This window comes from Mesorhizobium escarrei (genome assembly GCF_935825525.1).
Lineage (GTDB): Bacteria > Pseudomonadota > Alphaproteobacteria > Rhizobiales > Rhizobiaceae > Mesorhizobium > Mesorhizobium escarrei.
Map to the genome: position 1 here is coordinate 1 of NZ_CAKXZT010000165.1, position 10,117 is coordinate 10,117.

Consider the following 10,117-nt stretch of genomic DNA (forward strand, 5'->3'; position numbering starts at 1 on the left):
CTCCCAACCCGCCGGGATTTGTACCGAAGTCGGCCAGCGTCTCGAGAGGGTCCGACGCACCGAGGTCGGCGATATGCGTGGCATGTCGCGCTTGCAGCGCAGCGAGGCGGGCGATGGTGTCGGAGATTTTTCGCAATGGCGCCGTCCCTGTTCTGACGCCCGGAATGGACGGCAATCTGTGTAACGCACTTGCAGCAATATCGTTGCTGCACTGCACAATAACAAGAGAGTGCGGCGGGAGATAGAGTCCGGCCGACCCTCTGGGTCGGCCGGGAGTAGACAGCTTCAGCTTCGACTGGCTGTGAGATAGCGCGCGTCTTCTTCGTCGTCGCGCTGCTTGCCGCCTAACGCTGCCGCTGCGCTGGCGATGAACGCACCGATGATGAGAGAAAGCGCGCCAACCAGCGCGAAAGTGGCGCCGGCTTTTCTAGCTGTGTCGGCTGCTTCCTGTGCTTGGAGTTTGGCCGCCTCGACCTGAGCAAGCACCGCATCAACCCGGGCAGTAGCATCCGCTTGCGACAGGCCAGTGCGAGCGGCCACGAGTTGGCCCAGATAAGTCTTGTCGTCGGCCGAGACTTCGCCGGCCACCGCACTCGTAATGAGGATGCGGGAGGCTTGTGCGGCTGCTGTCGCATCGCCCTCCGCGCCCGGCGCCGCCAGCCTGGAAGGATCGGTCGGGCGGAACAGCGCATCGACGAAATATGAAGTCACGTCGCTGCCTCCGTCGTTCCCGGCGTTTGCGGTCGCCCCTGCCGAGGCACCCATTGCTGCTCCCGAGGCCACTGTCGAGGCCGCCTTGACGCCGGTGCCGATTGCCGCGGACAGCGCCGAACCGAGCACGAACACGACCAGAAGCGTCGCCAGCGCCCAGGCCATGAATCCGTGCGCGGTATCCCGGAAGAACGTCTCGTCCGTATGAATGCCGACCCATTTGGTGCGAAGGCGCCCGGTCAGGTAACCCCCGAGCCCGGATGACAACCATTGCACGATGACCAGCCAGATTGCAGTGGACACAGCGAAGGTGGTGACGCTGGCGCTTTCGTTGGACCATGGAGACACCATCGTGAGCCCGAGGCCGGACCCGAGAAGCATCAGGATGAACGTCAGGGTCGAGGCAGCGAAGGCGCCGGCGATGATCGGTCCCCAGTTGACTGCGGATGACGAGGACTCGACCGGCGCGGCGACGTCGGTCGCCAGGATGGTTGATGCCATGGATTCCTCCTACCGCATGAACAGCGCGAGAAGGATGATGATCGGAATAGGAACTCCGAGCAGCCAGAGTAGAATGCCACGACCCATGATTGTCTCCTATCGAAAGACGGATGTTGCAAGTAAAACAGCCACCCCAACACAGTTGAGGTGGCTGGTGTGTGATCAGGCGGCCTTGGCCATTTCGTTGGCCGAGGCGTCCGCCAATCCGGTGAGCGCCTCGTCTGTCATAGACTCTTCGCCGAGCGTCTGTTCGAGCAGCTTGGCGGCGTCGCTCATGCCCAAGACCTCGGCCCAGCGCTTCAGCGTGCCATAGCGGGTGATCTCGTAGTGCTCGACAGCCTGGGCAGCGGAGATCAGACCGGCGTCCAGTGCGGGAGTTCCCTTGAACTCCTCCATAATCTCCTCGCCCTCCTCGATGATGCCGTCGATCGCGGGACACGTCTTGCCCTGTGCCCGCTTGCCAAGGAGCTCGAAAACCTGCTGCAGGCGCTCGACATGACCGTCGGTTTCGTCCCTGTGCTTCTCGAAGGCTGCCTTCAGATCGGCCGATGAGGCGGCGCGCGCCATCTTGGGAAGCGCCTTCAGGATCTTCTTTTCCGCGTAATAGATATCTTTGAGCGTATCAAGGAAGAGATCATCCAATGTCTTTTCTTTCGCCATGGCGAATTTCCTTTTGGTTCCAGCGTTTTTTGTTGTCGTTCACGGGGTTGTGAAACGCATGCTCAACAAGCGCGCAACGCCGGAAAGGTTCCCTTGAGACGTCTCGCTGCACGTCACTCTGACTTCGTGGGGTCAACCCCTGGTTCAATTCACTTCCCGCTCCCCCGGCCATTTCGCTATCGAGGATCGCATGATGCTCTGATACTTGGCGTCTCTATCTATCGAGCTTCTTGAGAACATTTTTGTCGGCGCAGCCATGAATGAGCGCGCCTGACCTTGGGGATGCTGCTCGCCAAAGTCGCCGGCGGCGAGATCAGCCCTTCCACCTAAAAGAATTCTCTGCGAGAACGATGTCTCCCGCCAATCGTGACGCCGCCTGGCCTCCGATCCGGTTGCTCCAGGCGGCCAACAATGCCCACGGCGAAATAGACGTCCGACCGTTTTTTGAATTGGCGCGCTGGGGAAGACCAAGGAACAACGACCAGCGGTCATGCCTGCGGGTCAACCGCGCGGTGGGCGCTCGCCGTCGCTTCGCACAGGTAGTTGTGAATGTCGGTTGCAGCGACCGCTGCGTGCCCGAATGCGACCGCGAGCTGGTTGATTCTCGTTGACGATGTCGCCAGCGGCATAGAGGCCAGCAATAGCGGTTCGCTGATGCGAGTCGACGACTACGTTGCCAACCTCATCACATTTCGCACCCAGGTCGATAGCCAGTTTCGAGCGTATGGTGCAGCCCATCGCGGGGTAGATGGTATCGAAGACGCGCACATTCCCGTTGATGAGCTTGACACGGCTCCACCACCTTTGGAGCGCAGCGAGCCGGGCATGCATACCTCTACTTTGACTTCAGCCCTTCTTAGCAATGCGGTAGCGTCGTAGTCCAACGCCGTGACCGCACTGGTCACCAGCACGGTGACGTATTGGGTGTACGTTCGCAGGAACAGCGCTTCTTCATCGCATCGTCGGCCGGATCGAACACGGCCACCCGCTTGCCGATAAGCTTATAAGCGTCGCAAATTGGGCATAGCCGCAGGGAACCGGCTTCGATCATAGCCGCGATTTCCGAAATAACTGGCAGTGTGTCGACGATTCCCGGTGGCCACAAGCAGGCAACAGCCGCGGCGTCGGGACCGGAAACCCGCATCTTGTTGCCGAGATGGGCACGCCGGAACGAAACCAGTCGATCAGAGGAGGAAATCGGCCAGCGAACGCTGCGCCCGCCACATGCCGGGGGTGAGCACATGCGGCGTGCGGTTTGGCCACCGCATGCCGCCACACGCGCGCCCCGCTGCCAGGTGAGCCCATTGCAGATGGCGGAAATATTCTGTCGGCAGTTCCGGGGACGTGCAGATCGTCAATTTCGATTGGCAGGGACGGGATTTTGGCACAACGCTGTTGGAAAAAAGCTCGTGGCCGTGCAAAGTGACGCAAGGTTGACTGAACTCTCAGCAAGACGGCCTGTGTTGCCCAATGGCTCTGCCGCTCCGTGACGCGGGCTCGTCCTACTCCTGACATCGCGCAGCCGCTTCCAGCGTTGGCGGTGTCGAGCGAAGTGCATGACTGAGACTGAGGCGCCCACGCAAAGCACAGGCGACCAAGATGACATCAGATTCAGACAAGGCTGAGGCAGTTGAGCAGTTGCTCGATACACCTGACCTTGCCACCGCGCTGGAAAGCGAGCAGTTCAAAAAATTCCTTGACCAGGTGCCGATCGCTATCGCCGTGTCGGACTTAGGCGCGAAGGAGCGCGTCGTCTATGCTAATCCAGAATTCGAAAACGTGTCAGGCCTGAAGGCAGCCGAACTTACCCGGCAAAACTGGGGAGCACTTTCCGGCATTGGCATCCACCAGCAGAAGGGCCGGCCTCTGCCCGAGGCCTTGGTCGAGGAAACCGATTTCGTCGGCACCTTCCGGCTGGAGCGCGTCGGGGCCAACCCGGCTCTTGTCGACGTTTATTCAAACATCATCGTGGACGATAACGGCACGAACTGCTTCCGACTGGTGGCTCTGGTCGACGTCTCATCCCATGGCGAATCTGAAGAAGCGCGCTTGGTAGAGGAGCGCGTCCGCGAGAAGGACACCCTGCTGCGCGAACTGCAGCACCGGGTGAAGAACAACTTACAGATGATCACCGCATTGATCCGTCTAGAAACCCGGAACGCGACCGAGCCCGACCAGAAAAGATTTGAGAGGCTCGCCGGCCGCGTCGACGCTCTGGCGATCCTCTACCAGACGCTATCGGCAGACGAGCAGAAGGATGAGGTCGATCTCGGCGTTTATCTTAGCCAGATCGCCTCCGCCGTGATGGGGTCGCATGCAGTTGAGGGGATCCGCCTCGACATGAAGGTGGATACCTATCCGGTGTCGATCAACGTCGCCATGCCAACGGGACTGGTCGTGAACGAATTGCTCACAAATGCGCTCAAGCATGCCTTCCAAGGGCGTGAAGGCGGGACGATAAAGCTGCACAGCATCGCCGATGGCGACGGCTGCGTGGTCATAGTTGCGGACGACGGAATCGGCCTGCCGGAAGGGGAGACATGGCCCAAGCCCGGCAAGCTCGGCGCGCTGATCGCGCGCTCGCTGGCCGAGAACGCCAAGGCAAAGTTCAACGTCGCCTCGAGCGCCAGCGAAGGGACGAAGGTCACCATCGTCTTCACGCGATCGGCGGCAGCAAGCTGACAATTGCCAGAGGGCGGATGCTTTCATGCTCCGGGCCACCCATTACCCTCTAAAGCTCACCCTCCAAAGCCTGTTCGGTCGTTAGTTGTCCTACGCACTGCCCGATCGCACCTTCATTGTGCTACGCTCGCACCGAGCGGCGACACCAACTGCGAGAATGAAATGGACTTTTTCGGCAAATTTTTCTTCGGCTCGGCGAGCAAGAGGCCGGCAGACAGAGCACTGGCGACATGAGTAAGGCCACCGGTGCTGACCCGCGACAGCAGCCCATTCGAAGGACGCGAAGTCGAGTGCTCCGACCGGGCAGAACCTTTCCGCCGCGGCCCCGGCGCTGTGCTTGGCACATTCACGTCGCCGTTCTTCATGCCGTACCCGGCGCGGCAAGAACGCCGCGTCGATCCCGCCGTTAGCACCTATGCTATCTTATGTGGGTCTGGCTAAAGCTGAGACTCGATCGGAAGGTGGCGGACCAAGGCCGCCAGAACCCGGCGAAATATTCCGGCCTCTGGTTCGTGTGTGTATTCTTGGAGTTTGCCTTCGTCGCCTCCACGCCAGTGCAGCACATTGTTTTTTAGTTCCAGCCGATAGCTGGTTTCTGGTGATATCTCGGTTTGAAAAAAGTGCCGAAGTTCATTGACCAATTCCGCATCCTCAAAGAGCACGCCCATCTCCGAGTTCAAAGACACTGACCGTGGATCAAAATTGAAGGAACCGACGAACCCGGTCTTATTGTCAACCGTGAAAGATTTGGTGTGCAGACTGGCGCCCTTGGAGCCAAACACCGAGATTGCCTGTCGGCGAGTGAAGGGCTGGAGCTCGAACAGTTTCACGCCATTCCTCAGCAAGCGCTTGCGATAGTTTGCATAAGCACCATGGACTGCGGCGACGTCTGTAGCGGCCAAGGAATTGGTCAAAACCGAAACGTCGACTCCGTTGCTGACGAGCTCTAACAGGATCGCGGAGCCCCTTTTGCCTGGGATGAAATAGGGAGATACAATTTCCAGAGAGTTGCGCGCCGACTGAATGAGGGGAAGCAACTCCTTGGTAAGCCAGCTGCGACGTCTCCAACCTCTCACCTTCTCTGGAGGATCGGAAATCACCCGAACTCGATCCACCCAATGCACGTCGTTGCTGGCCGCGATGAACTCTGCGATGGACCCTCGGTCACCGACCCCGTTCAACAGCATTGATCCGGTTTCGAGATCGCTTCTTGAAAACAAATCGGAATGGGCGTTCTCAGCGGCTGGTCCCAGGACACTAATTGATTTTGCGTCCTCGCAAGCCCAGAATGCCTCAAATATTTCGGCGGTTTGCTGCACGGCAGGACCGAGAAGCAGCACGTCCAGGTCGCGGAAATTGGTTTCTGCTGCGTCAAAATAGGCATCGCCAACGTTCCGCCCGCCTACGATAGCGACGTTGTCGTCAGCGATCCATGCCTTGTTGTGCATCCTCCGGGTCAACGCGAAAAGGCGCAATACAATTTCCACGCCGCGCACGACGCTGCGTTGCCTGACGCCGCTCGGATTAAACAACTTCAACTCGATGTTTGGATGATTGCTCAACGCCAAATATGCAGAATCGTTCTTTCGCGGATTGGCGTCATCAAGGAGCATGCGCACCCGCACGCCGCGCTCAGCGGCCCGGAAAACTTCCTGCAAAAGCAAGCGGCCAGTGTGGTCATCGTGCCAAAGGTAGTACATTAGGTCGAGACTGCGAACGGAACTCCTTGCAGCCAGGACGCGCACGGCGAAGGCGTCATAATTGTCCGGGACCAGCAGTAAGCCGCTCTTGCCTGCTTTGATCTTGTCGTGCGCAATTCGCGAAATGGATGTTTCCATAAAAACTGATTACCTTCAGCGATCGAAAGCCGGCCTTGCTCAAAATCATAGCAAGAACCCTTCAGAGGTAATCTGGTTGCAAATGCAGCTGGCGAATTACCTGGAGGTTTAATCGCGCCTTGATCGGTAGATGATCGGAGGCGATCCGAGATAGCGATGTATGGTGCACTTCGAGGCTGGAAATCAGACTTGGTGGTTTGGCCAGAATCCGATCGAGCGCAAGCAAAGGGCATCGCGAAGGGAAACTGGGCAGCATGGTGTGAATTGGACCAAAATGCGGCAGTAGCGCCAGCAACGAGGATCTGCTGTGCACCCGCCATTCGTTGAGATAGCCAAGTAGGATGGTCGGCCTTAGGACCGAACGCGTCGCCTCAAGCAGTGCGTTGGCCTGCTTGAGGCGCGACCGCCGGAGTAATCCAAAATGTGCAGCGATCACCCGCAGCACCACGCCTTGGATCTCCGAATCGACGATCAAAGCACCGCGTGGCTCCAGGCCAGGTAACCTTACTAGACTGACAGCCTGGACCACTCCCTTTCGAGCTAGTATCAATTGCCATGCCACCCATGGGGTCCAAGGTTCTCAGGCGTGTGTGCACAAACCAGATCGGTTTCTCGTCGAAGCATCTTGAGATCCAATAGGCCCTGCCGCCTTCCCGTACGTTCATCAACTTCCTGCAAGGCAATAATGTCGGCGCCTAGTTCGCGTATGACATCACCAACCCGCTGCGGATCGAACCGGCCATCGGTGCCGACACATTTATGGACGTTATAAGAGGCGATCGTCACGCTGCCGGGAACCCGGTTCGCCTTGAGCGACGTTGGTGCTTGTTGGCAACAAGCGGCTGCGAGCGAAGTTGAAAGCGATCGAGTCTGATCGAGCATGCAAATTATGTTGCCATTCGAGGAGACTGCCGGAAACCGATGAACATAGATGGCAGCGAGAAACGAGACGATTGACCACGATGTGAAGGAGCAACAGTTCCATCAAGGCTGGGTTCAATACGACCGAGGGCCCGAGAGCAGGGCAACCAATGCCGCCAGCTACATCCGCTGCGGGGCACGTTTCTCAAATCAGCAAGGGCGCAGCGAGAGCATGGCGTATGAGGCTGTGATCGCTGCGCAGATGCTAGATGCGCAGCTTCATCTCGGGCGTGTCCACCTCTATCCGGCATCAGCAGCGTGGAACATCTGCGACGAATGCTAGTTCGGCGAGTAACGCCTATGGAGGTAACCAAGTCCTTGCGCCCAGCTTTCTCCTCGGACGTGCTCATCCGCAAGCTGCGTGGCATCGCTGACATAAGCGATGATGACGCCGCAGCCTTAGGAGGCCTCACGATTCAGGAGAAGGATGTTCCGGCTAACAGGGATATCCTCTTAGAAGGCGATCGACCAACCAACTCATTTATCGTCTTGGACGGTGTGGTATGTTCATCCAAGCACACAGGTGCGGGAAAGCGGCAGATCACCAGCTTCTTTGTCGCAGGCGATCTCCCGGATCTGCACGGCATCCATCTCTCAGTCATGGATTGCAACTTCTCCAGCATGACGCCGGGCAGATTGGGCGTAATCCGCCACAGCGTTTTTCGCTCGATTTGCGAACAGCGCCCGCGTGTTGCAACCGCGTTCTGGCGATCGACCCTGATTGACGCTGCAATCTACCGGGAATGGGTCACCAACGTCGGGAGACGGGACGCCTACGCTCGTGCAGCCCACATGTTATGTGAACTCATTGTGCGGTTGCGGTTTGCAGGACGCATTGAGGATCACGTTGCGGATTTACCGATCACCCAGGCAGCACTTGGTGATGCGGTGGGTTTGTCCGCGGTTCACGTGAACCGCACGCTTCAGGCGCTACAAGGTGACGGGCTGATCGCCACGTCAGGTACAAAGTTGCGTGCTCTCGATTGGCCGGGTTTGGTTCAGGCAGGGGAATTCGTTCCGACTTACCTGCACCAGAAAGACCCTGACGTGGCATTCTGATGACGGAAGCCGATATGCCAAGATTTTTCTTTGATAGCGGCGATCACCAGCATCTCGTGGAAGACAACACGGGTCTGGAATGCGAGGGGATTGAGGCAGCGCGCAATGCAGCCGTCGAAGGATTGACTGAGCTGGCAAAGGACGAACTGAAAGGTCCCGATGGGCAGCAACTCATCATGGATATCAGGGACGAGAGTGGCAGAAAGGTTCTGAGGCTTAGCCTGTCCCTGGTGATCGAGCCGCTTGATGTAAATGCGGTCTCGCCGACATCCAACAAAGATGAACCTCGACGTCGCGGTTGAACCATGCGAAGCCGGAGCACCAACCGCTGATAGCTGTCCAGTGAACGAAGACCGGGCCTTTTGGCCGACCTCGCGGATCATTGCGATGCGGGCCTTGCCGAGCGAGACGGACAGGCGCTCTAGAAGGCCTTCGTCCACTTCGGACGCCAGGCCGAACCGCCAGTCGTGCTCAACGATCCCGCCCTGTATCGACACGAGGATTTCAGTCTTGCGCTTTTCTTTCCGCGCTACAATCGGGCATAGCGTCGAAGGCGTACGTAAAGAACTGCCTCGTCAAATTCGCCATCTGAGAAGAGTTCCATTGCGCTAACACTCAGGCGCTCCGCCTGCTCGCTACCAACGGAAATACCTTCCTCAACGCAAACACGATCAAAGACCTGCTTCAACAAAGTCAGGTCGCTATGAAATGCAATGCCACTCTTTGCAGTCTTAAGGCTGACCATTTGCCTTTCCTCCCATTTGGGGCGGAAGCGCGGTGGTCGCTCACAACCAACGATGCCCGTGATGTCTATCGCCGATGAGAACACATTACGCCGATCGGTGCCGAGAGTCTTGAAAATAGCGCCAGACGCTTTCTGCCGGTCGGCTCCATGCTGCCGGGAAACGACAACAATCAACCGTTGAAAGATAAGCAGTGCGACGCCGATGGCGTGGGGGAACCAGTACAACCGCCACCGCGACCCGAAAGCCTGGATGAGCCAAAGCGGCCGTTTCGCTGAGAAGTTGCTTGATGCGGCGAACGCGCACCCGCGGTGGTGTTCCGTGCGTGAAGACAGTACGCGGGCCGATCGGTGCATCTCCGATCTGCAGCCCATTGGGAGGAACAAGATTGCTGCACTTCCCGAACTTTCATCTCAAGCACGTGTTCCAGAGAAAGCGGAAAATGCCTGGAAAGTTTCGAGCCATTGATCGCAACAAAACCCTCCCGCCTGGCGTTCCGGTTCAATCTAAGGGCTGAAAAGGGTCACCATGGGCGAGGAAGAGAAGTCCGACCGCGACCGAATGACGGATTTCCAGGCGCAGTTCGTTGCCAAGGAAGCCGGAATAACTGAAGCTCAAGCGCGCGAGCTGATCGAGTTGATTGGCACAGATCGGGCATCACTACTTCGGGAAGCTCGGCTACTGAAAAGCCGGCTGAAGCCGCCGGACGCTTAGGAGCATCCACGTGCTATCCATATGGGACAATTTTGAAATAGAAGCCGCTCGATTGAATGAGAGTCGCGCGCGAGCAGATATTGATGATCTTCGCCAGACAATAAACGATACCCGCCGCCTAATACTGGCATCCCGTAAGCTGTTGGATCGCATTGCCGCAGACGCCTACTCTGAACAAGTAATCAACCGCTCAAAATCCCGCACCATATCCCCGCTCGACCTTTGCACATCGGCCGTCGAAATTGAACCCGGCGCGGCCTGCGGAGAGGACCGCATCTGATTGGAGGC

General features: G+C 58.1%; 12 protein-coding genes and 1 pseudogene. 6 read left to right on the plus strand and 7 right to left on the minus strand.

Annotated elements, in window-relative coordinates; translation table 11 throughout:
* Positions 1 to 285: 285 nt before the first annotated feature.
* The 4 genes from NMG80_RS30560 to NMG80_RS30575 all read right to left on the minus strand — a co-directional run bounded on the left by NMG80_RS30560 (position 286) and on the right by NMG80_RS30575 (position 2,923).
* Positions 286 to 1,212, minus strand: a complete 927-nt coding sequence (locus tag NMG80_RS30560; protein WP_254021566.1) for a hypothetical protein — start codon at positions 1,210 to 1,212, stop codon at positions 286 to 288.
* 162 nt (positions 1,213 to 1,374) lie between these two features.
* Entirely contained in the window at positions 1,375 to 1,872 is a 498-nt protein-coding gene (locus tag NMG80_RS30565) for a YciE/YciF ferroxidase family protein (protein WP_254021567.1), read from the minus strand.
* A gap of 501 nt (positions 1,873 to 2,373) precedes the next feature.
* Positions 2,374 to 2,703 (minus strand): FAD-dependent oxidoreductase, encoded by a 330-nt coding sequence (locus NMG80_RS37530; protein WP_367186032.1) that lies wholly within the window; start codon positions 2,701 to 2,703, stop codon positions 2,374 to 2,376.
* Positions 2,704 to 2,773: 70 nt separating this feature from the next.
* On the minus strand, positions 2,774 to 2,923 hold the full coding sequence (locus tag NMG80_RS30575; protein ID WP_254021569.1) for a hypothetical protein: 150 nt from the start codon (positions 2,921 to 2,923) through the stop codon (positions 2,774 to 2,776).
* A 548-nt stretch (positions 2,924 to 3,471) separates the two neighbouring features.
* Here NMG80_RS30575 and NMG80_RS30580 point away from each other — a divergent pair.
* Positions 3,472 to 4,554: a sensor histidine kinase gene (locus NMG80_RS30580; RefSeq protein ID WP_254021570.1), complete on the plus strand. Its 1,083-nt coding sequence runs from the start codon at positions 3,472 to 3,474 to the stop codon at positions 4,552 to 4,554.
* Between the two features lie 437 nt (positions 4,555 to 4,991).
* Here the strand turns inward: NMG80_RS30580 and NMG80_RS30585 are convergent, their stop codons facing one another.
* Positions 4,992 to 6,392, minus strand: coding sequence for a phospholipase D family protein (locus NMG80_RS30585; RefSeq protein WP_254021571.1), 1,401 nt, complete (start codon positions 6,390 to 6,392; stop codon positions 4,992 to 4,994).
* A 61-nt stretch (positions 6,393 to 6,453) separates the two neighbouring features.
* Positions 6,454 to 7,274, minus strand: a pseudogene (locus tag NMG80_RS38055) (endonuclease/exonuclease/phosphatase family protein).
* A gap of 49 nt (positions 7,275 to 7,323) precedes the next feature.
* Here NMG80_RS38055 and NMG80_RS30600 point away from each other — a divergent pair.
* From NMG80_RS30600 to NMG80_RS30610, 3 genes are read left to right on the plus strand one after another with little or no spacing between them, the layout of a single operon-like run.
* A complete protein-coding gene (locus NMG80_RS30600; protein WP_254021574.1) occupies positions 7,324 to 7,596 on the plus strand; it encodes a hypothetical protein in 273 nt (90 codons plus the stop codon).
* Between the two features lie 17 nt (positions 7,597 to 7,613).
* The gene (locus tag NMG80_RS30605; protein WP_254021575.1) at positions 7,614 to 8,372 is read left to right on the plus strand and encodes a Crp/Fnr family transcriptional regulator; all 759 of its coding nucleotides are present in this window, start codon (positions 7,614 to 7,616) and stop codon (positions 8,370 to 8,372) included.
* Positions 8,372 to 8,674 (plus strand): DUF6894 family protein, encoded by a 303-nt coding sequence (locus NMG80_RS30610; protein ID WP_254021576.1) that lies wholly within the window; start codon positions 8,372 to 8,374, stop codon positions 8,672 to 8,674. The genes NMG80_RS30605 and NMG80_RS30610 overlap by 1 nt, the downstream gene beginning before the upstream one ends.
* A gap of 227 nt (positions 8,675 to 8,901) precedes the next feature.
* Here the strand turns inward: NMG80_RS30610 and NMG80_RS30615 are convergent, their stop codons facing one another.
* Positions 8,902 to 9,342 carry a hypothetical protein gene (locus NMG80_RS30615; RefSeq protein WP_254021577.1) on the minus strand — a complete coding sequence of 147 codons (441 nt, stop codon included), beginning with the start codon at positions 9,340 to 9,342 and terminating at the stop codon, positions 8,902 to 8,904.
* Positions 9,343 to 9,643: 301 nt separating this feature from the next.
* Between NMG80_RS30615 and NMG80_RS30620 the strand changes: the two genes are divergently transcribed.
* Both NMG80_RS30620 and NMG80_RS30625 read left to right on the plus strand, forming a co-directional pair.
* The gene (locus NMG80_RS30620; RefSeq protein ID WP_254021578.1) at positions 9,644 to 9,829 is read left to right on the plus strand and encodes a hypothetical protein; all 186 of its coding nucleotides are present in this window, start codon (positions 9,644 to 9,646) and stop codon (positions 9,827 to 9,829) included.
* A 10-nt stretch (positions 9,830 to 9,839) separates the two neighbouring features.
* Positions 9,840 to 10,109: a hypothetical protein gene (locus tag NMG80_RS30625; RefSeq protein WP_254021582.1), complete on the plus strand. Its 270-nt coding sequence runs from the start codon at positions 9,840 to 9,842 to the stop codon at positions 10,107 to 10,109.
* Positions 10,110 to 10,117: the final 8 nt, after the last annotated feature.

Coding starts and splice junctions, on each gene's coding strand:
- NMG80_RS30560 (WP_254021566.1), bottom strand. CDS start 1,212: ATGGCATCAACCATCCTGGCGACCGACGTCGCCGCGCCGGTCGAGTCC.
- NMG80_RS30565 (WP_254021567.1), bottom strand. CDS start 1,872: ATGGCGAAAGAAAAGACATTGGATGATCTCTTCCTTGATACGCTCAAA.
- NMG80_RS37530 (WP_367186032.1), bottom strand. CDS start 2,703: ATGCATGCCCGGCTCGCTGCGCTCCAAAGGTGGTGGAGCCGTGTCAAG.
- NMG80_RS30575 (WP_254021569.1), bottom strand. CDS start 2,923: ATGATCGAAGCCGGTTCCCTGCGGCTATGCCCAATTTGCGACGCTTAT.
- NMG80_RS30580 (WP_254021570.1), top strand. CDS start 3,472: ATGACATCAGATTCAGACAAGGCTGAGGCAGTTGAGCAGTTGCTCGAT.
- NMG80_RS30585 (WP_254021571.1), bottom strand. CDS start 6,392: ATGGAAACATCCATTTCGCGAATTGCGCACGACAAGATCAAAGCAGGC.
- NMG80_RS30600 (WP_254021574.1), top strand. CDS start 7,324: ATGGCAGCGAGAAACGAGACGATTGACCACGATGTGAAGGAGCAACAG.
- NMG80_RS30605 (WP_254021575.1), top strand. CDS start 7,614: ATGGAGGTAACCAAGTCCTTGCGCCCAGCTTTCTCCTCGGACGTGCTC.
- NMG80_RS30610 (WP_254021576.1), top strand. CDS start 8,372: ATGACGGAAGCCGATATGCCAAGATTTTTCTTTGATAGCGGCGATCAC.
- NMG80_RS30620 (WP_254021578.1), top strand. CDS start 9,644: ATGGGCGAGGAAGAGAAGTCCGACCGCGACCGAATGACGGATTTCCAG.